At 49.2% G+C, this 21388-nt stretch carries 30 protein-coding genes; 22 read left to right on the top strand and 8 right to left on the bottom strand.

Features of this window, described 5'->3' with window-relative positions; genetic code table 11:
* Position 1: 1 nt before the first annotated feature.
* Positions 2–379, top strand: a complete 378-nt coding sequence (locus DW091_RS16085; RefSeq protein ID WP_058693022.1) for a Rid family detoxifying hydrolase — start codon at positions 2–4, stop codon at positions 377–379.
* 61 nt (positions 380–440) lie between these two features.
* Here DW091_RS16085 and DW091_RS16090 read toward each other — a convergent pair whose 3' ends face one another.
* Positions 441–1826, bottom strand: a complete 1386-nt coding sequence (locus DW091_RS16090; RefSeq protein WP_118518669.1) for a sigma 54-interacting transcriptional regulator — start codon at positions 1824–1826, stop codon at positions 441–443.
* Positions 1827–2027: 201 nt separating this feature from the next.
* Between DW091_RS16090 and DW091_RS16095 the strand changes: the two genes are divergently transcribed.
* Genes DW091_RS16095 through DW091_RS16130 form a run of 8 tightly spaced genes read left to right on the top strand, consistent with a single transcriptional unit; the run spans position 2028 to position 8743 of the window.
* Complete coding sequence (locus DW091_RS16095) at positions 2028–3311, top strand: aconitase X catalytic domain-containing protein (protein ID WP_074616332.1); 1284 nt, start codon at positions 2028–2030, stop codon at positions 3309–3311.
* Complete coding sequence (locus tag DW091_RS16100) at positions 3312–3746, top strand: DUF126 domain-containing protein (protein ID WP_058693025.1); 435 nt, start codon at positions 3312–3314, stop codon at positions 3744–3746. It begins immediately after the preceding gene.
* Positions 3734–4060 carry a DUF1904 family protein gene (locus DW091_RS16105; protein ID WP_118518670.1) on the top strand — a complete coding sequence of 109 codons (327 nt, stop codon included), beginning with the start codon at positions 3734–3736 and terminating at the stop codon, positions 4058–4060. Before DW091_RS16100 ends, DW091_RS16105 begins: the two co-directional genes overlap by 13 nt.
* Positions 4061–4093: 33 nt before the next feature.
* Complete coding sequence (locus tag DW091_RS16110) at positions 4094–5737, top strand: BCCT family transporter (protein WP_058693027.1); 1644 nt, start codon at positions 4094–4096, stop codon at positions 5735–5737.
* 7 nt (positions 5738–5744) lie between these two features.
* Entirely contained in the window at positions 5745–6317 is a 573-nt protein-coding gene (locus DW091_RS16115) for a 2-oxoacid:acceptor oxidoreductase family protein (RefSeq protein WP_096918850.1), read from the top strand.
* Positions 6318–6620 carry a 4Fe-4S binding protein gene (locus tag DW091_RS16120; protein WP_096918851.1) on the top strand — a complete coding sequence of 101 codons (303 nt, stop codon included), beginning with the start codon at positions 6318–6320 and terminating at the stop codon, positions 6618–6620. It begins immediately after the preceding gene.
* Positions 6621–6623: 3 nt separating this feature from the next.
* The gene (gene porA / locus DW091_RS16125) at positions 6624–7799 is read left to right on the top strand and encodes a pyruvate ferredoxin oxidoreductase (RefSeq protein ID WP_118518671.1); all 1176 of its coding nucleotides are present in this window, start codon (positions 6624–6626) and stop codon (positions 7797–7799) included.
* A gap of 11 nt (positions 7800–7810) precedes the next feature.
* Positions 7811–8743, top strand: coding sequence for a thiamine pyrophosphate-dependent enzyme (locus DW091_RS16130; RefSeq protein WP_118518672.1), 933 nt, complete (start codon positions 7811–7813; stop codon positions 8741–8743).
* Between the two features lie 277 nt (positions 8744–9020).
* Here the strand turns inward: DW091_RS16130 and DW091_RS16135 are convergent, their stop codons facing one another.
* Positions 9021–9722 (bottom strand): TetR/AcrR family transcriptional regulator, encoded by a 702-nt coding sequence (locus DW091_RS16135; RefSeq protein WP_118518673.1) that lies wholly within the window; start codon positions 9720–9722, stop codon positions 9021–9023.
* Between the two features lie 149 nt (positions 9723–9871).
* On the opposite strand from DW091_RS16135, the gene DW091_RS16140 reads away from it, so the two are divergent.
* The 3 genes from DW091_RS16140 to DW091_RS16145 are packed head-to-tail and all read left to right on the top strand — an operon-like array spanning position 9872 to position 11776.
* Complete coding sequence (locus DW091_RS16140; protein ID WP_224168827.1) at positions 9872–11029, top strand: uroporphyrinogen decarboxylase family protein; 1158 nt, start codon at positions 9872–9874, stop codon at positions 11027–11029.
* Positions 11030–11038: 9 nt separating this feature from the next.
* Positions 11039–11173 (top strand): hypothetical protein, encoded by a 135-nt coding sequence (locus DW091_RS20740; RefSeq protein ID WP_263422119.1) that lies wholly within the window; start codon positions 11039–11041, stop codon positions 11171–11173.
* A 12-nt stretch (positions 11174–11185) separates the two neighbouring features.
* Complete coding sequence (locus tag DW091_RS16145) at positions 11186–11776, top strand: hypothetical protein (protein WP_118518674.1); 591 nt, start codon at positions 11186–11188, stop codon at positions 11774–11776.
* Between the two features lie 42 nt (positions 11777–11818).
* Here DW091_RS16145 and DW091_RS16150 read toward each other — a convergent pair whose 3' ends face one another.
* Positions 11819–12175 (bottom strand): helix-turn-helix transcriptional regulator, encoded by a 357-nt coding sequence (locus tag DW091_RS16150; RefSeq protein WP_096918856.1) that lies wholly within the window; start codon positions 12173–12175, stop codon positions 11819–11821.
* A 228-nt stretch (positions 12176–12403) separates the two neighbouring features.
* Between DW091_RS16150 and DW091_RS16155 the strand changes: the two genes are divergently transcribed.
* Genes DW091_RS16155 through DW091_RS16165 form a run of 3 tightly spaced genes read left to right on the top strand, consistent with a single transcriptional unit; the run spans position 12404 to position 13587 of the window.
* The gene (locus DW091_RS16155; RefSeq protein ID WP_118518675.1) at positions 12404–12637 is read left to right on the top strand and encodes a DUF739 family protein; all 234 of its coding nucleotides are present in this window, start codon (positions 12404–12406) and stop codon (positions 12635–12637) included.
* Positions 12634–12870: a hypothetical protein gene (locus DW091_RS16160; protein ID WP_058693039.1), complete on the top strand. Its 237-nt coding sequence runs from the start codon at positions 12634–12636 to the stop codon at positions 12868–12870. The genes DW091_RS16155 and DW091_RS16160 overlap by 4 nt, the downstream gene beginning before the upstream one ends.
* Positions 12871–12873: 3 nt before the next feature.
* Complete coding sequence (locus DW091_RS16165; protein WP_118518676.1) at positions 12874–13587, top strand: hypothetical protein; 714 nt, start codon at positions 12874–12876, stop codon at positions 13585–13587.
* A 69-nt stretch (positions 13588–13656) separates the two neighbouring features.
* Here DW091_RS16165 and DW091_RS16170 read toward each other — a convergent pair whose 3' ends face one another.
* The 3 genes from DW091_RS16170 to DW091_RS16180 are packed head-to-tail and all read right to left on the bottom strand — an operon-like array spanning position 13657 to position 15347.
* Complete coding sequence (locus DW091_RS16170; RefSeq protein WP_224168828.1) at positions 13657–14178, bottom strand: cyclophilin-like fold protein; 522 nt, start codon at positions 14176–14178, stop codon at positions 13657–13659.
* Positions 14179–14202: 24 nt separating this feature from the next.
* A complete protein-coding gene (locus tag DW091_RS16175) occupies positions 14203–14781 on the bottom strand; it encodes a flavodoxin family protein (RefSeq protein ID WP_347561024.1) in 579 nt (192 codons plus the stop codon).
* Positions 14778–15347, bottom strand: a complete 570-nt coding sequence (locus DW091_RS16180; RefSeq protein WP_118518678.1) for a sugar O-acetyltransferase — start codon at positions 15345–15347, stop codon at positions 14778–14780. Before DW091_RS16180 ends, DW091_RS16175 begins: the two co-directional genes overlap by 4 nt.
* A 147-nt stretch (positions 15348–15494) precedes the next feature.
* Between DW091_RS16180 and DW091_RS16185 the strand changes: the two genes are divergently transcribed.
* From DW091_RS16185 to DW091_RS16195, 3 genes are all read left to right on the top strand, one after another.
* Positions 15495–16379, top strand: a complete 885-nt coding sequence (locus tag DW091_RS16185; protein WP_074616316.1) for a LysR family transcriptional regulator — start codon at positions 15495–15497, stop codon at positions 16377–16379.
* A gap of 167 nt (positions 16380–16546) precedes the next feature.
* Positions 16547–17026, top strand: a complete 480-nt coding sequence (locus DW091_RS16190) for a flavodoxin (protein WP_118518679.1) — start codon at positions 16547–16549, stop codon at positions 17024–17026.
* 57 nt (positions 17027–17083) lie between these two features.
* Positions 17084–17353 (top strand): hypothetical protein, encoded by a 270-nt coding sequence (locus tag DW091_RS16195; RefSeq protein WP_147365301.1) that lies wholly within the window; start codon positions 17084–17086, stop codon positions 17351–17353.
* Here the strand turns inward: DW091_RS16195 and DW091_RS16200 are convergent.
* A complete protein-coding gene (locus tag DW091_RS16200; protein ID WP_118518681.1) occupies positions 17345–18115 on the bottom strand; it encodes a sulfite exporter TauE/SafE family protein in 771 nt (256 codons plus the stop codon). The genes DW091_RS16195 and DW091_RS16200 overlap by 9 nt on opposite strands.
* 182 nt (positions 18116–18297) lie before the next feature.
* Here DW091_RS16200 and DW091_RS16205 point away from each other — a divergent pair, with 182 nt between their 5' ends.
* Genes DW091_RS16205 through DW091_RS20610 form a run of 4 tightly spaced genes read left to right on the top strand, consistent with a single transcriptional unit; the run spans position 18298 to position 19697 of the window.
* Positions 18298–18522, top strand: a complete 225-nt coding sequence (locus tag DW091_RS16205) for a DUF1659 domain-containing protein (protein WP_058693047.1) — start codon at positions 18298–18300, stop codon at positions 18520–18522.
* Between the two features lie 20 nt (positions 18523–18542).
* Positions 18543–18773 carry a DUF2922 domain-containing protein gene (locus DW091_RS16210; protein ID WP_058693048.1) on the top strand — a complete coding sequence of 77 codons (231 nt, stop codon included), beginning with the start codon at positions 18543–18545 and terminating at the stop codon, positions 18771–18773.
* Positions 18774–18783: 10 nt separating this feature from the next.
* Positions 18784–19179, top strand: a complete 396-nt coding sequence (locus DW091_RS16215) for a phage holin family protein (protein ID WP_118518682.1) — start codon at positions 18784–18786, stop codon at positions 19177–19179.
* Positions 19176–19697 carry a D-Ala-D-Ala carboxypeptidase family metallohydrolase gene (locus DW091_RS20610; RefSeq protein ID WP_118518683.1) on the top strand — a complete coding sequence of 174 codons (522 nt, stop codon included), beginning with the start codon at positions 19176–19178 and terminating at the stop codon, positions 19695–19697. The genes DW091_RS16215 and DW091_RS20610 overlap by 4 nt, the downstream gene beginning before the upstream one ends.
* Positions 19698–19758: 61 nt before the next feature.
* Here the strand turns inward: DW091_RS20610 and DW091_RS16225 are convergent, their stop codons facing one another.
* A complete protein-coding gene (locus DW091_RS16225) occupies positions 19759–21381 on the bottom strand; it encodes a hypothetical protein (RefSeq protein ID WP_118518684.1) in 1623 nt (540 codons plus the stop codon).
* Between the last annotated feature and the right edge of the window lie 7 nt (positions 21382–21388).

A 21388-nucleotide genomic window follows, 5' to 3' on the forward strand; every position in this document is an offset into this window, starting at 1 on the left:
CATGGAAAAGGTGATCATTAACACAAAAGCGGCTCCTGAAGCGACGGGCCACTATTCACAGGCGATTATGGCCGGTGATTTTATCTTTACCTCCGGCCAGCTGGGACTGGTGCCTGAAACAGGTGAAATGCTTATGGGCATCGAGGAACAGACCAGACAGGCCCTGGTCAACACTGAAAATGTCTTAAAGGCGGCGGGAATGGACCGGCGTAATATTGTCAAAGTCAACATTTTTGTCGAAGACCTCGATGCGTTTCCGGTTGTCGACGCATTGTACGCGGATTTTTTTGGAAAGCACCGGCCAGCCCGCTGCAGCGTGCAGGCGGCAAAGCTGTACCCCGGCAGCCTGATCGAAATCGAGGTGGTCGGCGCGCGGTAAAAAAGAATTCCATAATTAACACACTCTAACTTAAAAAGCGGCACTGCACGTGCCGCTTTTTTTATGGCTCTAAATCGGCACAGTATTTTTTCACGAGGCGGTAGGCCTTATTCTGGGAGAGTCCCAGCTTTTTCTGCACTTTTGTGATATTCTTCTCTTTTTTGTAGCAGTCTCTTATAATATCCCGTTCATAGGCTGTCATCATCTCGTCGAAGGTGCCCTGGGGCTCATAGGGAGTATCCACGTTAAGCTCCTTGATTTTTCGAGGGAATTTATCGGGCGAGATGTTGTAGCCTGGCGAAAGAATGTAGCACCGCTCAATAATGTTTTTGAGCTCGCGCACGTTTCCGGGCCAGTCATACTGCATCAGATAGCTGATAAAGAGCGGGTCCATCTTTTTGTTCGTGCCGTTCTCGAGGTTGTTTTGCTTTAAAAAATGAAAGGCCATAGGTACAATATCGTCCTTGCGCTCTCTGAGCGGCGGAATGATTGAGGTGATGGCATTGATACGCCAGTAAAGGTCATCCCTGAATTTTTTCTCCTCAATCAGCTTTTCCAGGTCCTGGTTGGTAGCGCTGATGACGCGGACGTCGACTTCAATATACTTTTCAGAGCCGATGGGTAAAAATTTTCCAGTCTCCAGAACAAACAGAATTTTCGCCTGAAGGGACAGCGGCAGATCCCCGATCTCGTCGAGGAACAGGGTGCCGTGGTCTGCCAGTTGAAACAGGCCCTTCTTCCCTTTTGGGTTTGCCCCGGTGAAGGCGTGGGGCACATAGCCGAAAAGCTCGGATTCCAGTAAATTTTCCGGAATAGCGGCGCAGTTTATCTCCAGAAAGGGCTGGTCCTTCCGCTTGCTGCAGTTATGGACATAATGCGCGGCCAGGGATTTACCGGTTCCCGATTCTCCCAGAATCAGGATGGAGGTTTTTGATTTGGCGGCGCGGCGCAGTGTCAGAAGCTCTTGCAGATAGACCTTGCTCTCACCAATGATATCTTTAAAGCTGCTCTTGGCATCATCGGTTTTCTGGTAGTAAATTTCATCATAGCTGCGGTCAAATTTCACGATGTTATCCTGGGTGACACCGATGAGAAGGTCGATATCCTGGTGCTTATCCAGAACGGGAATCGCGATGGTGGTGAGAATTTCCTTGGAAAAAAAGTGCATCTGCCGGTAAAAAAGCGTCCGTTTTTTTTCAAAGACTTCCTTGTAAGCCGGCGGCGACACAATGCCCTGCCAGATGCCCCAGTTTGAATAGGTCACAAGCTCCTCCGGCCGTTTTCCGTAGTGGCGCGTAATGGCGGGGTTTGCATAGACGGTGTTGCCATCGCGGTCGCTGACATAAACGCCAAGGTAAAGGTGTTCCAGAATTCTTAAAAAAAATTCCTTTGGCAGACTGTTTAAATATTCAAGATACTCAGCGCTGTGGTTAAAAGGGTTTTCCATGAAATGATCGGCCTCCTGCTGTCTAAAAATAAATAGTATCTGTGTTGCTTTTTTATTTTTAGATAAATTTTCCATGATTATATCACAAATTTGGGCAAAAATGTGGGAATTTTACCATTCTTAAATTGGCACGATACTTGCATTTAATAAATAGCATAAGAAAGCTTACCGGTAAGGACAATTACGAACAAGGAGAGAGAAATGGTAAAACTAACGGAATATGAACAGCGTATGCGTGACGGGGAGTTTGGGGAATTCAAGCAGGTTGCAATTCAGAAGATCATTGAGTATGCTGAATCACTGGGCGCGGAGGAGCTCTGCGAGGTGTCCAAGGCAACCCTCTATTTCGGCGCACACCCTTATCTGGAATCCTTAGGTTCAGAGGATTACAATGAGATTTTTTCAAAAATGTACCTGTGCGCGGACAAAACCATCCCCATGGGTGAGATGGAAAAGGGCTGCTTCTGCCAGACCTGTGTGGCGCCCTGCGACCAGTATGTTTACGAGCCTCTGCATCTGGACAGAGAGCTCTTTGAAAAAAACAGAGAATATCTGGAAATCACTAAAAAAGCCGGCGTCTCGATTACGGGCAGCTGTACCCCTTATCTGATCGGATGGATTCCCTTAAAGGGAGAACACTTTGTCACCACCGAGTCCAGCAATGTGGTCATGTGCAACTCCGTCTTTGGCGCCTGCGGCAACTCCGACGGTATCGAGGCAGCTGCATGGAGCGCTGTCTGCGGGAGAACCCCGCTTTGGGGAAATCACACCAGGGAGGCAAGGCTCGGCACGGTCGTTTTTGAAATTGAATGTCCGTCGGAGACGGAGATCGACTGGGATATTATCGGCTATACGGTTGGTCGAAAGCTGCCGCCGCACGGCGTTCCCGTCATTGACGGCGCGTTTAAAAAACCGAATCTCATCAAGCTGAAGCAGTGCTTTGCGGCCATGGCGACCACCAGCGGCGCGGAAATGTGCCACATTGTCGACTTTACGCCCGAAGCGCCAACCCGTGAGGCGGCCCTTGGCGGTAAAAAGGACGCGCAGGTCATTAAAATTACCCAGAAGGATTACGATGAATCGCTGGCAATGCTGTGTGATAAGGGTGAAAACACTGTGGACTTTATTGCGCTGGGGTGTCCCCACTATACCCTTGAAGAAATTCGGGACGCGGCGCTTTACATTGAAGGAAAAAAATTCGCGGAAAACGTGGAGTTTGCCATCTGGACCGATTACGCTACCAGAGAGATGGCTGTGCAGAACGGCTACTGCAAGATGGTTGAGGATGCCGGCGGCTATATTTTAACCAGCGGCTGTCCGCTGGTCATTGGCAGTAAGTATTTTGGCCACGCCAAGGGGATGGCCACAGACGGTGCCAAGCAGGCGCATTATATCCGTTCTGAATTTACCAATCCTGTCTATTACGGAGATAAATACGCGTGTATTGATGCGGCAGTTGCCGGAAAATGGTTGGAGGGAAAATAAATGGAAATTTTAACAATGTACGGACGCGGCGCTTTTCAGGGAGTTGCCGAGGGTGAAGCACTGGTGTGCAGGGAAAGTATTCAGGGCTGGGCCGGCGTCAGTGATACTACCGGCGAAATTATTGAGAAGGGGCACGCCGAGGAAGGCCAGAATATCCATGGAAGAATCCTGGTGCTCCCGTGCAGCAAGGGTTCAAACGGCTGGTCCTGCCATTTTCATTCAGCCATGATCTCAGGTTTCAAGCCAGCCGGCTGGATTTTCAGCAAGATGGATTCCCGCGCCGGGGTGGCCACTGTTGTCATCGGATCACCGGCGGTAACAGATATTGTTTCAGCCGACCCCTGCGAGGTGATCGAGACTGGCGATTGGGTTAAGATTAACGGCTACGAGGGAATCATTGAAGTCTACAAAAAGGAGAAGCCATGCCAAGGGTAACCATACACGGGATACCCCGTGAGGCAGCGGCAGCGGTTGCGGATTCTGTTAAAAGAATTATTGTGGAGGTCGCTGAGACCAGTCCGGAACATATCCATATTTTGTACCAGCAGTCCATCCATCTGGACCAGCCAGGAAAAGAGGAGGAAATGCCCATTGCCGATATCTTATGGCTGGGGCGGTCCCGGGAAATCCAGGATAAGACCGCCAAAGCGCTGACCGCGTTGTTTGAGGATAACGGATTCGGGGAGTCGCAGGTGACCTTTACCGATATACCGGCCAGCTGTTTTTATGATAATGGGGAGCATTATTAAGTCTCGGTAAAAATCGAGCAGAAGGGGGAAGTTATGAATAGTAAAGCGCGTAAGTACGATTATATTGTTATTGGAATATCAGCAGTCATTTTCGCCATCATTTTTGTGCTGAGCCAGATTGATCAGGAGGGCTTTGTCGCTGCGCTCAATGGGGTCGTCAACTTTTTGTGCGGCAATCTGGGATGGTTTTTGAATCTCGCGACACTGATGTGTATTGTTTTCGCACTCTATTTTATGTTTTCAAAATACGGGAAGATCAAGCTGGGGGGCAAGGACGCCAAGCCGGAATTTAAAACCTTTACCTGGTGGGCCATGTCTCTGTGCGCCGGCATGGGGATGGGGATTGTTTTCTTCCCACCCGCGGAGGTCATTGAGTATACCTTCAGGCCGGCCGTGGGTATTGGCCTCGAGGCAGGCAGCTACGGCGCCCTGAGCTGGGCCATGGAAAACACCATGATGCACTGGTCGCTGACCCTGTACGGGGTATATGTTATCGCCGGGCTCATCGCGGGCTATGTCTACCATAACATGAAGCAGCCCTTCAGTGTGTCGGCCACCCTGTATCCGCTGTTTGGGGATAAGGTATACCGCTACAGAAGCTGGATCGACGGTATTGTAACCTTTGCCATTGTCGGCGGGGTCGCCGGCTCCTTCGGCTATGGGATTCTGCAGGTCGCCAACGGTCTCAGCCAGGTGTTTGGCATCGGCGCAAATTATCTTTCCTACATTATCATCGGCATTGTCATTACCCTGATTTACACGCTCTCGAGCGTCTCTGGACTTAAGAAAGGGATTCAGTGGCTCGGAGATAACAACGCCAAGCTCTTTATCCTGATGCTCGTCTATGTGGTCATCTTTGGACCGACGATTTTCTCGCTTGCACTGGGAACAGAAACCACTGGCAGCATGATCACGCATTTTTTCTCAAACATGACCTTTAATGAACCGATGGTGGGCGCAGATAAATGGTCGGTTTGGTGGAACTGGCTCTGGTATATTGATTTCTTTATCTTTGCGCCGACAACAGGGTTTTTCCTGGCGCGTCTCGGCAGAGGCAGAACCTTTAAGGAATTCATCGGCGTTAACATGATCGCGCCGGGCCTGTTCGGTATGGTGTGGTGCTGGCTCTTCGGCGGACTGGCAGCGCATGAACAGTTCTTTGGTGGGTTGGATTTAAACGCCATTATGTTAAAGGACGGCACCGAAGCCGTCATGCTCACCCTGTTTGACAGCATGCCCCTTTCAAACGTTATGAAGGTTTTAATGATGGTCATCATTGTCATCTCCTTTGTAACTCTGGCCAACGCGGTCACCTCTACAGTTTCCAAGATGAGCCTTAAGGGACAGGATGATGAAGCAGAGGACAAGGATGCGCCAAAGGGCATCCAGATTTTCTGGGGCGTGCTCATGGGCGGTATCGCACTGCTGTTCCTGCTTTTAGGCGGTTTGGACGGCGCGAAAGCCGTTAAGCTGCTGGTTGGCTTCCCCATCGTGTTTTTACAGGTGGTGGTGGTCTTTGGCTTTGTAAAGATGTTCTGGTCCAAGCAGTATCTGGAAGTGGAAGAAATCGAAGGGAAAGAAGTTGCCCAGGCGGCTGCCCTCAAACGTGAAAAACGGGCAGAGGAAAAAAGGCAGAAGAAAGAAATGAAAAAAAATAAAGCGAACAAAGGAGAATAAAGAAAAAATGAAGGATACTTTAGAGATAAGATGGCATGGCCGGGGCGGTCAGGGCGCTAAAACAGCGGCCCTGCTGCTCGCCGATGTTGCCTTTTCAACAGGAATGTATGTGCAGGGCTTTCCCGAGTACGGCCCTGAGCGAATGGGCGCGCCGATTACAGCGTATAACCGGCTGAGCAGAGACAGGATTCGTGTGCATTCAAATATTTATGAACCGGACTATGTGGTGGTCGTAGACGAGACTCTGCTGGAATCCGTGGACGTCACAAAGGGGCTGAGCCCCGAGGGCGCTGTCATTATCAATACCAGCAGAGACAAAGCCGAGCTCGCCCAGCACCTGAAGGGCTATACCGGCGGCGTTTATACCATTGACGCCCGCAGGGTTTCCATCCAGGCTCTCGGAAAATACTTTCCAAACACGCCCATGCTTGCCTCCATTGTAAAGGTGAGCGGCGTCATGGAAAAAGAAGCGTTTCTCAATGAAATGCGGCATTCCTTTGAACATAAATTCGCGTCAAAGCCAGAGGTCATCGAGGGTAATATGAAAGCCCTGTCTCTGGCGCTCGAGGAGGTAAAATAAATGGCAACAGATATCTCTAAATTAACGGAAAGCGTCAAATGGCAGGACCTTACAACCGGCTGCAGCGTTGCGGGAAGCAAAACCTCAGAAGCTTTTAACACCGGAGAGTGGCGTGTAGATTCGCCGGAATATATTAAGGATAACTGCAAGCAGTGCCTGCTTTGCGTGCCGGTCTGTCCAGACAGCTCCATTCCGGTAAAGGATGAAAAGCGCCTGGATTTTGATATGGCTCATTGTAAAGGCTGTGGAATCTGCGCCAGGGTATGCCCCTTTGAGGCAATTATCATGAAGGAGGGAGAATAGAAGATGAGAGAACGTTTATCAGGAAACGAAGCCATCGCCATTGCGATGCGGCAGATCAACCCGGATGTTATGCCGGCCTTCCCCATCACGCCGTCCACTGAGGTTCCCCAGTATTTTTCAAGCTTTGCCGCAGACGGCAAGGTTGACACCATTTTTGTGCCGGTTGAGAGTGAACACAGCGCCATGAGCGCAGCCATCGGCGCAGAAGCCGCCGGCGCCAGAACGCTGACGGCCACCTCCTCCTGCGGGATGGCGCTTATGTGGGAAATGCTCTATGTGGCAGCCTCCAACCGCCTCCCCATTGCCATGGCGCTGGTCAACCGCGCCCTGTCCGGCCCGATCAACATAAACTGTGACCATTCCGACGCCATGGGCGCAAGGGACTCCGGCTGGATTCAAATTTTTGCCGAAAACAATCAGGAGGCCTATGACAATTTTGTTCAGGCCTACAGGATTGCCGAGCACCCCGATGTGCGCCTGCCGATCATGATCTGCCAGGACGGTTTTATCACAAGCCATGCGGTTGAAAATATCGATTTGCTCGAGGACGATGCCGTCCGGGATTTTGTCGGAGAATACACGCCGGACGAGTATCTCTTAAAAGCCGGAGATCCCCTGGCGGTTGGGCCGTACGCGGTGAGCTCATATTACATGGAAGCCAAGAGAGCGCAGCTTGAAGGCCTTAAAAACGCCAAAAAAGTCATCCAGTCTGTTGCGGATGATTTTGAGAGCATCTCCGGAAGAGCCTACGGACTGTTTGAGGCTTATCAGCTGGAGGACGCAGAGTATGTCATGATCATTATGGGCTCGGCGGCAGGTACGGCCAAGGATACCGTCGACGGGCTTCGGTCTGCGGGAATCAAGGCCGGTATGCTCAAAATCCGGGTATTCCGCCCATTCCCCTCAGAGGAAATTGCAGAGGCCGTCAGACACGCCAAAATCATCGCCTGTATGGACCGTACCGAAAGCTATAACGGCTACGCAGGTCCCATCGCAGAGGATGTGAAGAACGCCCTGTATAACATAAATGTCAATATTCCGATGATCAATTACGTTTACGGCCTTGGCGGCAGAGATGTTACCACAGGAAGCCTCGCATCTGTCTTTGACGATATGCAGAAAGCGGACAAAGCAGGCGATGTCGGCGAAAACTACCGTTATTTATCGGTTAGAGAATAGGAGGAGTAATAATGTCGTATAATTTTAAAGAAACGATGAATAAAGAGGAACGGCTGGCGCCAGGCCACAGAATGTGTGCGGGCTGCGGCGGAACCATCGCGGTTCGGAATGTCCTGCGTGGCCTGCACGAAGGCGACGAGGCTGTTATTACCTGCGCCACGGGATGTCTGGAGGTATCCTCTTTTATGTATCCCTTCACAGCGTGGAAGGACTCCTTTATACACAACGCCTTCGAAAACGCCGCGGCCACCTGCAGCGGTGTGGAATCGGCGTACCGCGCTTTAAAGAAAAAGGGAAAGGTGCAGGAAAACTATAAGTTTATCACCTTTGGCGGCGACGGCGGTACTTATGATATCGGCTTTCAGTCACTGTCTGGAGCCATGGAAAGAAACCACGACATGGTTTATGTCTGTTACGATAACGAAGCCTACATGAATACAGGAATCCAGCGCTCCTCTGCGACGCCCATGTACGCAGACACCACCACAAGCCCCGTCGGCAGAGAATCAGACGGAAAGGAGCAGAATCGAAAAGATTTGACCGAGGTGCTTGCCGCCCACGATATCCCCTACGCGGCACAGACCACCTTTATCCGGAATTTTAAGGATCTTCATACAAAGGCAGAAAAAGCGATCTATACAAAAGGCGCGGCCTTTTTAAACGTCCTCGCGCCCTGCCCGAGGGGCTGGCGCTACAACACGCCAGAGATCATGGATATCTGCAGGCTGGCGGTTGAGACCTGTTACTGGCCCCTGTATGAGGTGGTTGAAGGCAAATGGATTCTCAACTATGCGCCGAAGAAAAAGCTGCCCATCGAAGATTTCCTGAAAGTCCAGGGCCGTTTCAAGCATCTCTTTAAAAAAGAAAACCAAGGACTCATTGAAAAAATGCAGGAAGAAGTCGACCGCAAATGGGAGGCGCTTCAGAAAAAATGCAACGCTTAGGCAGCGCTTCAGGAAAAGGGAACGCCTGAAGGCTGGATTAAAAAGAAATTGGAAATGTGAGAAAAAGAACGAACGGTTCCCGTGACTTTATTAAATTAAAAACACCATTCATTTTAAGTGAAGCTACCAGCTTTTAAAGGGTTATTACAAACCCTGTTCTACCAAATTGCCCCTCTTTTAATTAAATAAATAAAAGCGCTCCGTGGGATTTCTGTTAATTTCGCGGAGCGTTTTTACTTTATTGAGCGTCAAAGCAGAAGGAGCAATCATGGATTATTCAGATGATCTCCAGCTCAATTGAAAAATCATCAGACACAGAGAAATGGAAATGCTGAATAATCTCCCGTGACTGCTGTATTGTTTTTTTTATGTTTTCAGCATCCTTAAACAAGCTGTTATAGTAGTCTTCAAAATAAAAATCAACAGCGTCCTCAAGCAGAAGGCTGTTTTTTCCTTCAAAGATAGTTTTTAACAAATAGCATTCCATCCCGGCAGTGGCAGATTTTAAATAAGTGTAATAAGCACTGTTCCTGAGCTTTGGATTTTGACTGCTATGAGGCTCTTTAGAGAGAATATCATCGAAAAAATATTCCCGGGTGTTTACCAGAGTCTCTGAAAAAAGGGAAAGTTTTGTAATTTCAACATAAAACCGGGTGAGGTGTTCATTGCACCTCAAAGCCTCAATATAGCCCCTGTAGCCAATCATGTCGACCAGAAGGGGATTTTTTTCCGGATATTCCGGTATATTTTCTTTCTGGTTCTCAATGCAGAGGACAACGTCGTTGGCAAAATCCCTGAAAATTTCCATGGCCAGATTTTCCTTGGATATAAAATAATAATTTAACATTCCGAGCTTTGTTTTTGCCGCGGTTACAATCTCCTGTATAGTGGTTTTATCGTACCCTTTATTGTAAAATACCTTTTTAGCGTTGTAGTATAAGCTACTTTTGTTTTCCAGCCCGTTTTTATAATTTTTCATCGTTTTCACCTCGTGTTTATTATAGCATTTTTCTTAAAAAATTGAAAGTATTCAAAATTAAATATTGACAACGTTCAAAAATGGGTGTATATTGAAAACATTCAAAGTTGTGCGCGCCTTTGTATTTCCAGATAAAGGAGTATTAGAAATTGAAAAAATATCAAGAACGATTAGACAATTTTATGCGAGGACTCCGTGGAGAAAAAATGGATTATGTCCCGATTATGATTGACTTTGAACCAAAATATATTTGCCAGTATACAGGTGGGGACAACCTTGAGGTATCCTGGAATTATGATGATTTAATCCCAAGATATGATCAGGTTCTCCAGGATTTTGATATGGATATTACAACCGGTATTTTCTTTTTGCCGCCGCAGCGCAGTGCCTCTTTGGGTTCGCGCCTCTGGGTACAGAACCGGCATAACGGATACATGCAGCATCCGGAGATCAGTGCAATGGAAGCGGACGAATATGAGATGCTGATCGAGGATCCCATGTACTGCATCGTATCAAAAATTTTGCCAAGAATGTATACAGAGCTTGGGCGTGAGGCTCCATACAACAGCCTGGCCTTTGCCCGGGCGCTTCTGTATACGAAAAAACAGTTTGAGGATTTTTACAGCAAAATTTATGAAACAACAATGGAGCATGAGCTTTTGCTTTATTACAACACCATGTTCTATTGTCCTTTTGATCTGCTGGCCGATCATTTGAGGGGAATCACTCAGATTTCACTGGATATTCACCGTAAAGGATTCCTCATTGAAAAAGCCTGCGATGTGCTGCTCGATTTAATGACAGAATATGTTGAAAGTACAAATCTGGCGGGAACCGACGGCTTTCCAGTGGCCTGTACCTGGTCTCACCTGCCGCCAATGCTTCGGCCAAAGCAGTTTGAACGCTATTATTGGCCAACGTTTAAAAAAATTTGTGAACGGCTGACCCAAAAGGGGATTACGCTTTATATTAATTTTCAGGGTGATTACTCCAAAGGGCTTTATTATGATTATTACAGGGAGCTGCCTGAGAACAGCCTTTTGATCGCAGTGGAACAGCAGGATTTTAAACAGACAGTCAAAACGCTTGGGGAGCACAATATGGTAAGCTGCAGCTATCCCCTTCATTACCTTTCTGACCTCACGACCCGGGAGTGTATTGAAAAGGCAAAAGAGCTGATGGATATTGGAATGGAAAAAGGGCGGTTTTATTTTGGGCTTGACCGTTCGGCACAGGATTTCCGCGATGCAGATCCGGATAAGCTTAAAGAAGTACTGGCCTTTGTGCGGGCGTATGGCCATTATTAAGGAGAAATCATGAAAAATAAAATGGAAGAAATTAATCAGGAAATTGTGGAGAGCTACCCTGAAAGCTATCAGGAAATGATAAAGGAAAATTTAGAGATTACGGAAAAAGAGCTGAGAGCTTTTATTATCAGCTTGATCATGTAAAGGAGAAAAATTATGGATACAGACAGAATAAATATTCCGGCGGATCCCGGAGGTGCCCTGCTGTTTATTTTTTCAATGGAAGTCATATCTTTTTGGGCGACATATCTTGGGAGCTTTAGTGAAGGAACATATCTGATTCTCGGCTGCCTGATGCTGGCCGTCTATCCGGTCTATCTCATTGGCGCGGTGCTCTATTATAAACGCGACGACGCCTATATGGGCAACTGTTATCTTATTTTTGGCTCGCTGTTTGGAGGCATCTTCGGACTGGTTTATATTGCGCTGCATTTTGGTATGCTCTTTAACTGGAATATGAATATTTCCATTTTAGCCCTTCCCATGTTCTGGGGAAGTCTGGCAGTTTTTGCCATGCTTAAGCCAATGCTTGGAGGCCCGGCGCTCCCGCTTTTTATTTATACGGTTGCGGCTGTCTGGCTTATGACCTATGGCCTGGAGCTGCTTGCGGTGGGAATGCCTTTCATCTATACGATTGATCAATGGCTGTCGTTGATCGTTGGCATTGGCACTGCTTACCTTTTCATTAATGACCTGCTTGTTTCGGGGGGCAGTAAGGGACTGCCCATGGGGCCGACAGTGGGATAACAAACTTAAAAACGGATTCTGCCGATAGGCGGAATCCGTTTTTTATTTTGGAAGATACCGGGATAGCGCTGAGAGCTCCTCCACCCGCTTCAGTGCCTCCTCCCGCCCTGTCTCGCTGAGTTTCCGAAAAAGCTTCAGGAGCGCGACCTCCTGCTCGGTAATGAGCGGGAGACTGTTGTCACTGCGCTCAATGCTGACATCATAGCCCATGAGCCAGGCTTCATTGACGTTCAGGGCTTTTGCAAGCAGATAAATATTATTCTGCTTGGGCTCAAAATTGCCGGAAATATATTGGTTGATGGCAGAGGGGCTGATCCCGGTTTTTTTGGACAGGTCGCTCTGCCGCATATGGTTTATTTCTAAAGCCAGCCGGATGCGCTGGCCAATGGTTTGCTTCATAAGGTCTTCTCCCGATTGTCGATGTTTTTAGATGAAAGGTAAACACTTTTGCTTACAAAGTAAACTTTTTCGTTTACTTTATCCTGTGCATTTATTATATGCTATTTTCTAAAAAAAAACATCAAATAAAATAAAATTAGAAAAAAAATGAAATTATTATTGCATTTCTAAATAAAGTATGTTACTATATAATAAAATTTATTAAAACTAAAGAATCTGGGGAGTATCATGTGTTTTAATTATGACAGGTTATTGGAGAGAGTGTTTGAAGTCTTTCAGGATAAACGTGTTTTTGCCGTTAAGATGCAGATGGCTGAATCTGCCTTGATCAGCCGGATTGAGAATAAGACCCAGTTCAGAAAGGAGGAAATTGACCGTGCGGTTATACTATTAGGCATTGAGCATAAAAATATATCCGAGTATTTTTTTGCGATTGAAAACGATAAAAAGAGGTCCAATTGAAAAAATGTGATTACAAGCTCTGCGGAAATTTTGACGAGCGCTTCGGCAATAACTGCCGGGCCTTGGCCAGGATTATCCCACAGAAGGAATGTTTTGCCAGAATGAGCCGGCAGATGGCCAGACAGGTAGACGAAGAAATCCGGGACGCGCGGGAAACAGAGACCACGCGGACGAACCGGCGGTATTATGAAAAGAAAAATAAAAATACGAATGATAAGAAAAAGGGGAAATGACCAATGTATTCAGAAAAAACAAAGTTTTACACCCATCCGGAGCTCGGGATTCAGACGGTTGCCTTAAAGGATGGACAGGTCTACTTTATTCCAAAGGATTTTACAGGCCGTTTTGGCTATAAATGTAACGACGCGCTGGTCCGCCGCCTCTGCAAAGGGCAGCGGATGCTCATGGTGCCTGTGGGGCCGGATACCAGAAAGATGCGTAAGGTGCTGGGGGTTCCCTGCCACGAGGCCCTGGCCATCGTCAACGATATTGCCCGCTATATTACAGAAAAGGAAGCCTACCGCCTCTGGTTTGACGAGATTCTTGCAGACTTTATGAAGCCGGAATTTGATTTAAAGGAGGAGCTGCTCAAGTGTATCCACCGCTATCACAGCAATGGAGGGGCAACCTTTACAGATATAGAGCGCAATTTTGACCGCTACGGGTATGATTATCAGGGCGATTGCAGCCTGGTGTTTGAAGCCATTGGCGGCGGCCAGCCAGTGTACTTCTGGACAGGCTGGAATAAAGAAGCCTTTGAGGCGCTGGCTCAACTGGTTGAGGAGGGGCGTATCCAGAGGCGGTATACGGGTCCCCTGCCCTATTATTATGAGGGGCGCGGCCTGAGCCTGCCAGTCATTCATGATATTGACGGCATTGCCGAAGGCGGCTGGCTGCCCGTTGGCTTTAGCATCACGCCTGCGGGTGAGGCGGAGCTGGAAGCGGCGTAAAACGGGATAAATGCAGACAGAGGCCCTGCTTGGAATGACGAAGCAGGGCCTCTGTTTTTTAGTGTCTTTTTACTGGGCCAGACTAAAGGACACCTCCACGCTTCCGCTCCCAAGGGCGTCGGCCAGGCCGGCAGCGTCTGTGATAGACCCCAGGTGGGTATAGCTGTAAGCGCTCTGAAACCCCTTGTAAAACAGGACGAGACAGTTATCCCCATAGAGCATCAGGTCACCAGGGGCAATACTGTCTGGCCGCCCGGCGTTTGTTGGCAGTGTATCTGAAAGAAAAAAATATTTTTCGTTTCCGTTCATTTCATCCATGTTTAAGGTCATAGGCATGGCGTTGGCCAGGGCTTTTGCGGCCGGGGTATCCTCGAGCTGTGCGGTGTAAATCCTGCCCCCAACCTGGACGCGCAGCTCTGTGCCGGCAGTGCGTTCAGCCTCGGTTTCGGGCTGCGCAGAAATCTGAGCCGTCGGGCTGGGCGGCGTTGGTTCAGGTGTGCCTGAGCCCGGCGTACCCTGGGAACAGCCTGCGAGAGCAGCAGCCAGAAGCAGAGAGCAGCACAGGAAAGCGGCTTTCAGGCGAATTATCACTTTTAGTACCTCCGATACGCTTGTTTAGAGCGCTCTACCCATATCATAGGCCGCCTTTAAGATAGGCGGTGCGTTTTTAGCCGCGCCCATACCGTCCAGGCCAGTACCCCGAAGCACGCCAGTCAGCTTTGCGCGTTCAAAGCAGTCGATCCAGCCCTGAAGGCCTTTGATCGCGCCGTCCATTGAGTCCCCGTTTTCATCTGCCGAGGTGGCAAGCAAATAGATGTCTCTGAAGGCATAATCGGCTGGAAATAGCGGATTGCTGCGGTCGAGCAGTGTTTTCATCTGACCGGACATTTCATAAAAGTAGATGGGCGTTGCGAACACCAATACATCGGCGCGCAGCATTTTATCCACAATGGCGTTGGCGTCGTCCTGAAGGACACAGCGCTTGGTTTTCTGGCAGGCCAGGCAGCCCCGGCAGAATCCAATGCTTTTGCCGGCCAGGCTGATCTTCTCGGCGTCATGGCCCGCGTCTCTGGCGCCTCGTGTGAACGCATCGGCCAGTGTGTCAGAATTGCCCCCTTTGCGGGGACTGGTTGAAAGGATTAGAATATTTTTTTCATGGCGGATTACCTCTTTCTCTGAAAATTTGTATTTTATGCGTCAAGCTCGCGGATGACCTTCGCGGGAACGCCGGCAGCGATGGTGTTTGCCGGAACATCCTTTGTCACCACCGCGCCGGCGGCGATGACCGCGTTATCCCCGATGGTCACGCCAGGCACCACCGTGACGCTTGCGCCCAGCCAGACATTTTTGCCGATGACCACAGGAGCCGGGTGCATGGAGCTCCGCCTTTGGGAGGAAAAATCGTGATTGAGGGTGGTCAGCACTGCGTTATGGCCGATGAGCGCGCCGTCGCCGATAGTAATGCCGCCTTGATCCTGGAAACGGCAGCCACTGTTGATAAAGACGTTTTTCCCTACCGTAATATTTTTTCCGCAGTCGGTATAAAAAGGCGGAAACAGGCCAAAGGAGGCGTCCACCGGTTTACCGGTGAGCCTGGAGAACAGAGCCCGAACCTCCTCCGGCTCATGATAGGCGCTGTTGAGCTCGCAGGTTATCTTCAGGGCCTCCTGGCTTACTTTGTGCATATATTTGTGGACCGGTGAATCTCCATCGACGGTTTCGCCGCGGTTCAGATGGTCTAAAAATTCATTGAGATTCATTTGCATGGTTTCCTTTCGTGTTCATTTTCTGCAGGCTTATTATATAATCGGCAGAACTGAAATAGCAAATACTTATGGCCTATATTTATCCATACTTGACAAGCATATCTAAGCCAACTATACTGAACCTATGAGGAGGTGTTTTGTATGGAGGTACGGGTTTTACGTTATTTTCTGGCCGTCGCCCGGGCGGAGACCATATCCGGCGCAGCAGAGTCGGTCCACGTAACCCAGCCTACCCTTTCACGGCAGATGATGGAGCTGGAAGAGGAGCTGGGAAAAAAACTGTTTATACGCGGAAACCGGAGGATCACTTTAACGGATGAAGGAGTCTTTTTAAGAAAACGCGCCCAGGAGATTGTCGATCTTGTGGACCGTACAGAGTCGGATTTCAGCGCGCCTGACGACATTATCAGCGGGGATGTCTATATCGGGGGCGGCGAGACAGACGCCATGCGCCTGATCGCCCGTGTTGTAAGGCGGATGCAGAAGGATTATCCGAATATCCGGTACCATCTTTTCAGTGGAAACGCCGATGATGTCACCGAGCGGCTGGATAAGGGACTGTTGGATTTTGGCATACTCATCGAGCCGGCAGACATCAAAAAATACGATTATATGCGCCTTCCGGCAACGGATACCTGGGGGCTGCTCATGCGAAAGGACAGCCCGCTGGCGGCACTGCCCAGTATCCGTGCGGAGCATTTGTGGGGGCTTCCCCTCCTGTGCTCAAGACAGTCCCTCACCGAGAATGAGCTGTCTGGATGGCTTGGCAGCAATGCCGGGCGTCTGGAGGTTATCACCACCTATAATCTGATTTACAACGCAGCCCTCATGGTGGAGGAGGGTGTGGGCTATGCCCTGGGGCTGGACAAGCTGGTGAATACCACAGGCAACAGCGCGCTCTGCTTCCGGCCGCTGGAGCCGCGCATGGAGGCCCATCTGGATATTGTATGGAAAAAATACCAGGTTTTTTCAAAGGCCGCCGAAAAATTTTTAAAAGTGCTCCAGGAAACCCTGGCGTCAGAGTAGTTCAGAAGGCCAAGGTTGTTTATGAATCAGTTTAAAATACGAAAAACGAATGGCTGATCATTGGATATAGGCATTTTACATTTTTGAGATGCGCGTTATAATATAGGTGTACCCAATAAAAGGTACACCTTTTTCAGTTTTAGAAAGTTAAAAGGAGAAAACAGAGTATGAGTAAAATTTTAGTCGCATATTTTTCAGCAAGCGGTGTCACCGCAGGATTGGCAGAGAGGCTGGCAGCCGCGACAGGCGGAGACCTGCATGAGATCCAGCCAGAAACCCCCTACACACAGGCGGATCTGGATTGGATGGATAAAAAAAGCCGCAGCAGCATTGAGATGAATGACAAGACCTTCCGTCCAGGCATTGCAAACCGCGTGGCAGATATGGAAAGCTATGATGTGGTTTTTGTGGGCTTCCCGATCTGGTGGTATGTCGCCCCGACCATTATCAACACATTTTTAGAACAGTATAACCTTGAAGGCAAGACCATTATCCCCTTCGCGACCTCCGGAAGCAGCCAGATGGGCAAGACCAACGCCGAATTAGAGGCTTCCTGCAAAGGGGCAGAACTGAGAACAGGCAAGCGCTTTAACGCAAACGCGAGCGAAAAAGAGCTCAAAGCCTGGCTTGACAGTCTGGGACTGTAAGGATAAAGCGGAAAACAACATGCCCGCCGGGCCTGGCTTTCCATATCCATGTGCCCTATGGTGATCACCATTTTAAAATCTGTACACGAAGAACAGATTAGAGAAAACTTTTCAATCCATGACTTCAGCCTGTCTCATGAAGATATGAAGCGCATTGAAGATATAGATATGGAAAAAAGCCTCATACTGGACATTCAAAGCCAGGACGAGGTATACCGTCTGCACGACATACGCTTTGAGCAGCAGGCTCCCGGCGCTCGAGTCAGAATATCTGTCATTAAAAAAGGCCAGCAGAAGCTGGCCTTTTTTGTGTACCGTTTATTTTAAGAAGTTTACCAGAATAATGGAAACCCCCAGTACCGAGAGCACTACTCCGGTGGCTCGGTTCAGGACAAGCGGGCTGGTCCGGTTGGCGAATTTCGCCGCAATTCTGGCCCACAGCAGGGTGGATAAAACGCAGAAAACGAGACTCCATATATCCGGAGCTCCGCCGATGGCAAAGTGGCTGACCGCGCCCGTAAAGGCAGTGAAGGTCATGACAAACACACTGGTGCCCACCGCTGTTTTCAGTTCATAGCCCAGCACACTGGTGAGAATCAACAGCATCATCATGCCGCCCCCAGCACCCACAAAGCCGCAGATAAAGCCAATGGCGACGCCGCAGACCACCGACTGCAGGAACCGTTTTTTAGGGTCTTTGTCCTTCATGGATTCTTTGGTAGTCATGACTGGCCGGACGATAAATTTAATGCCCAGCAGCAGCGTCATAAAGACCGAGAAACCGCCCATGGCACTGTTAGGAATCAGACTGGAGATCCAGCTGCCCACCAACGTAAAGCACAGAACCGCTGCCATCATAACCAGACCGTTTTTAATGTCCAGATTTTTGTTTTTGCCATAGGTGTAAGCGCTCACCGCGCTGGCGAGCACGTCACTGGCCAGAGCAATGCCTACTGCCTCGTAGGCTGGCATTCCCAGAAAGGTGATGAGCATGGGGCTGATAACCGCCGCTGCGCTCATGCCCGCAAAGCCTGTCCCCAGTCCGGCGCCGATGCCCGCAATAAAACAGATAATAAATTTAAAGAGCATGGTCTGTCCCCCTTTGTCTGTCGAAATATGCCCTCTTTATAAATATACCTTGTATTGTAGTCTTTTATCTTGAGGGTGTCAATGCAAAACTGCGCTCTTAATTCCTTTGCAAAAAAGGTTGACAGGCCTTAAACTAAGGTTACAGGCAGCGCGCAGACCTGAAAAACTTTTGGAGGTTAACAATGGCAGTAACAGCAAATATAAAAAGTGTTGGGTTGAAAATCGTTTCAAATTATGGTGAGCAAAATGGGAAAATCGTTAAAAAATCTAAAACCTACAGCGATGTAAAAAGCGACGCGTCCAATGAGAGCATCTACAATACCTATAAGTGGATCAAGGGCATGCAGGAACCCATCGGTGAGTCCTGCACCAAGGCCATCACCGAAGAGCTCATGGATGTCGCGTAAGGATAAGGAGGAAAAGAAAAATGGCAGATTTAGTATCAAAGGATTTACAGCTGGGTTATGAACTGGCCAATGGAAAAACTTATAATATGGTTATTCCAGATTATAAGGACGGTATTACCGATGCCGAGATCGCTGAGGGAGCGAATGGTATTCTAACCGAAGGGATTTTTTCGCCCGACGGGCAGCCCCTGGCAGCGCTGGTGTCCGCGGTGCGTATCGACACCACCAAAACCGAAGTGGCTTTAGGTTAGGCGCCGGACAATGAAGGAAATCATCCGGGGAGCCGCCGCAGTGGCGGGCGGCCTCCTCTCCTTCCTGTTCGGAGGGCTCGATGATTTGCTGGCAGTATTGACGGTTTTAATCTGCCTGGACTATGTGTCCGGCGTTATCAAGGGAATTTACAGGCATGAGCTTTCCAGTGCGGTGGGCTTTTATGGAATATTAAAAAAATTGATGATTTTTCTGGTGGTCAGCGCCGCTTTCATGATCCAGCGGATCATAACAGCCGAGCTGCCCATCCGGGACATCACGGTGCTTTTTTATATTTCCAACGAAGGCATCTCACTGGTCGAAAACGCCGCGGAATTTATTCCCATTCCCGATAAGCTAAAAGCCGTTTTACAGGAATTTAAGAAGGATGAAAAGGAAAAAGAATGACCATTTTAGAAGTACAGAGAATTTTGTCCCATCTGGGCTATGACCCCGGTGAGCACGACGGCCTGGACGGCCCGAACACCCAGGCGGCCGTCAGGGCCTTTCAGCGAAAAACAGGCATTGAGACTGATGGTATTGTGGGCCCGGTCACCCGGGGACATCTGGCAGAAGCCTATAAAGACAGCCGCGCCAGCGAGCATTTTGCCATGTGTGAATATCAGTGTGACTGCGGCGGTATGTACTGCGCCGGCTTTCCCGAGCTCATGGAGGAGGCCCTGCTGGCTCAGGTGGAAAACCTGAGAAACCGTCTGGGCCGTCCAGTCATCATCACCTCCGGTGTGCGCTGCACACAGCGCAACCGCGAGGTGGGCGGCATCGAGCACTCCAAGCATAAGATCGGCTGCGCCGCAGACCTGTACTGCCCCGGCGTCCACTACTCAGAGGTAGCAGCCATCGCCAGAGACCTGGGGCTGGGTGTGATCGAGTACCCCGAGCAGTTGTTTGTGCATGTAGAGGTATAGAAAAGAAACCCCAGGCATTGGAAGACGTTCTGATGCCTGGGGTTAAAAAACAGATAATCAGTTAATCAGCAGTGCTTGTGATTATCGGGGAAAATTTAGCGGGCTGTGTTTCGGTATAATAAGTATTGAATGCATCGGCATTGTTTGCTTTGCTGGCGCCGATATAGTGGAAGGCCACGTCGAAGCCGTAAGATTTGCCATACGACTGAAAAGTCGATACGATTTGATCCTGATACAAATCCCCTGCCATGGACACTGCTTCTAAACCGGGATACTGCTGAGTAACGGACCATGTTGTGGAAGTAATGTTTGTATAACGAAGCGCCCAATTTTTTGAAAGTCCATTGCCTTTTGCTGTGGCAAGAGACTGCTGAATATTATCGAAAGGAATGGCCGTCCCGGAAAAAAGAGGAGATACTCCGATAAATTTTTTATCAAACCAGATTGCCCCGGCGTTGATTGTTTTGTCCGAGTCATGGCGAAAATCATCCGACAGCTTAAACGGATTGCCACCATCGCCCCGTATCATGGCCTGCAGCTGAGGCGTACCCATTCCAGCGCTTCCACCAACGCTCTCGAGTGTGGCGATTTCTTTACTGCCGGCGGCGGCTTTTAGGCTGTTCACAAACTCATCCTCACTGGCCCAGGAATAGGATTTGTAGTTGCTGATCGTCATTTTTACATTTTTGACATAGTCCTGATATTCTTTGTGCTGTGTGTAGTTGTTTCCCTTGAACGTCTGATGGCTGTATTCTGTTTTGGGTTCGATATAAATACCAAGGCCGTAGGTGTAATCTGCACCGTCTACCCCGATCTCTGTTTTTACATGAACATTTGTCAGGGATGGCGTAATCGCGGGTGTGTCTCCTGTTATCGGCGAATCGGCGTATACATAGAAGGCGGCCTGGCCTGCCTGCTGCACCCATACATTTGACACATGAGCATTTCCAGATAAGCGGACGCCATATTTACCGTATTTAACGCTTGACTGTTCGAGTGCGCCGCCAGCCTTAACATGAACCGCGGCGATGTGGTCATAACGGTAGTTGTCTGGTTTCACGGTGCTTTGGGGTTCATAGTAAGGTGTGCCCATTCCAATGGAACGTGGCGCGATAACCTCGGTGTTTTTCAGGGTGCCCTCCACAGCGATCATTTCGCAGAGGCCGTGGTCTGTGGGCATTACAAAGTTTTCGGTGGTTTCACCGGCGTCTGTAAAAGCGCTGATTGTTTTACCGTTGCCGTCGAGAACATGTCCTGCGGGAATGGTGATGGTATTGGTGACGCCATAGATATTGTCCGTCAGTTTTACATCGCCGTTTGCGATACCAGCGATCAGGGCATCAAGTGTGCTGACTTCGGTGACACCATTGGCCGCCGGGGATGCCTCAGACACTGCGGTATTTTCGGCCGGGGCTTCTTCCATCGGCAGGGGTTCCTCAGCAGGCAGAAGGGTTTCCGCCGCTTTTGGAACTTCCTCCACCGCGGCCGGGACATCCGCGTCGTTGACAGAGTCTGTTTCCAGGCTCTCTTGTTCCGGAGTATCCACAGCTGTGGTCTCCTCTGCGGCCGGCACATTGTCCGGAGTGTCCTCAGCCTTTACGGGATGGCCGCAAAGAACTGAGAACAGCATCAAACAAATCAACAGGACAGCTTCTGTTCGGATAAAATGCTTTTTAGAAATCATTTGTTTT

The sequence above is a fragment of the Eubacterium sp. AM05-23 genome, assembly GCF_003477535.1.
Taxonomy (GTDB): domain Bacteria; phylum Bacillota; class Clostridia; order Eubacteriales; family Eubacteriaceae; genus Eubacterium; species Eubacterium maltosivorans.

Excerpts from the sequence above, each read along its gene's own strand:
- DW091_RS16085 (WP_058693022.1), top strand. The coding sequence starts at position 2 with ATGGAAAAGGTGATCATTAACACAAAAGCGGCTCCTGAAGCGACGGGC.
- DW091_RS16090 (WP_118518669.1), bottom strand. The coding sequence starts at position 1,826 with ATGGAAAACCCTTTTAACCACAGCGCTGAGTATCTTGAATATTTAAAC.
- DW091_RS16095 (WP_074616332.1), top strand. The coding sequence starts at position 2,028 with ATGGTAAAACTAACGGAATATGAACAGCGTATGCGTGACGGGGAGTTT.
- DW091_RS16100 (WP_058693025.1), top strand. The coding sequence starts at position 3,312 with ATGGAAATTTTAACAATGTACGGACGCGGCGCTTTTCAGGGAGTTGCC.
- DW091_RS16105 (WP_118518670.1), top strand. The coding sequence starts at position 3,734 with ATGCCAAGGGTAACCATACACGGGATACCCCGTGAGGCAGCGGCAGCG.
- DW091_RS16110 (WP_058693027.1), top strand. The coding sequence starts at position 4,094 with ATGAATAGTAAAGCGCGTAAGTACGATTATATTGTTATTGGAATATCA.
- DW091_RS16115 (WP_096918850.1), top strand. The coding sequence starts at position 5,745 with ATGAAGGATACTTTAGAGATAAGATGGCATGGCCGGGGCGGTCAGGGC.
- DW091_RS16120 (WP_096918851.1), top strand. The coding sequence starts at position 6,318 with ATGGCAACAGATATCTCTAAATTAACGGAAAGCGTCAAATGGCAGGAC.
- porA (WP_118518671.1), top strand. The coding sequence starts at position 6,624 with ATGAGAGAACGTTTATCAGGAAACGAAGCCATCGCCATTGCGATGCGG.
- DW091_RS16130 (WP_118518672.1), top strand. The coding sequence starts at position 7,811 with ATGTCGTATAATTTTAAAGAAACGATGAATAAAGAGGAACGGCTGGCG.
- DW091_RS16135 (WP_118518673.1), bottom strand. The coding sequence starts at position 9,722 with ATGAAAAATTATAAAAACGGGCTGGAAAACAAAAGTAGCTTATACTAC.
- DW091_RS20740 (WP_263422119.1), top strand. The coding sequence starts at position 11,039 with ATGAAAAATAAAATGGAAGAAATTAATCAGGAAATTGTGGAGAGCTAC.
- DW091_RS16145 (WP_118518674.1), top strand. The coding sequence starts at position 11,186 with ATGGATACAGACAGAATAAATATTCCGGCGGATCCCGGAGGTGCCCTG.
- DW091_RS16150 (WP_096918856.1), bottom strand. The coding sequence starts at position 12,175 with ATGAAGCAAACCATTGGCCAGCGCATCCGGCTGGCTTTAGAAATAAAC.
- DW091_RS16155 (WP_118518675.1), top strand. The coding sequence starts at position 12,404 with ATGTGTTTTAATTATGACAGGTTATTGGAGAGAGTGTTTGAAGTCTTT.
- DW091_RS16165 (WP_118518676.1), top strand. The coding sequence starts at position 12,874 with ATGTATTCAGAAAAAACAAAGTTTTACACCCATCCGGAGCTCGGGATT.
- DW091_RS16180 (WP_118518678.1), bottom strand. The coding sequence starts at position 15,347 with ATGAATCTCAATGAATTTTTAGACCATCTGAACCGCGGCGAAACCGTC.
- DW091_RS16185 (WP_074616316.1), top strand. The coding sequence starts at position 15,495 with ATGGAGGTACGGGTTTTACGTTATTTTCTGGCCGTCGCCCGGGCGGAG.
- DW091_RS16190 (WP_118518679.1), top strand. The coding sequence starts at position 16,547 with ATGAGTAAAATTTTAGTCGCATATTTTTCAGCAAGCGGTGTCACCGCA.
- DW091_RS16195 (WP_147365301.1), top strand. The coding sequence starts at position 17,084 with ATGGTGATCACCATTTTAAAATCTGTACACGAAGAACAGATTAGAGAA.
- DW091_RS16200 (WP_118518681.1), bottom strand. The coding sequence starts at position 18,115 with ATGCTCTTTAAATTTATTATCTGTTTTATTGCGGGCATCGGCGCCGGA.
- DW091_RS16205 (WP_058693047.1), top strand. The coding sequence starts at position 18,298 with ATGGCAGTAACAGCAAATATAAAAAGTGTTGGGTTGAAAATCGTTTCA.
- DW091_RS16210 (WP_058693048.1), top strand. The coding sequence starts at position 18,543 with ATGGCAGATTTAGTATCAAAGGATTTACAGCTGGGTTATGAACTGGCC.
- DW091_RS16215 (WP_118518682.1), top strand. The coding sequence starts at position 18,784 with ATGAAGGAAATCATCCGGGGAGCCGCCGCAGTGGCGGGCGGCCTCCTC.
- DW091_RS20610 (WP_118518683.1), top strand. The coding sequence starts at position 19,176 with ATGACCATTTTAGAAGTACAGAGAATTTTGTCCCATCTGGGCTATGAC.
- DW091_RS16225 (WP_118518684.1), bottom strand. The coding sequence starts at position 21,381 with ATGATTTCTAAAAAGCATTTTATCCGAACAGAAGCTGTCCTGTTGATT.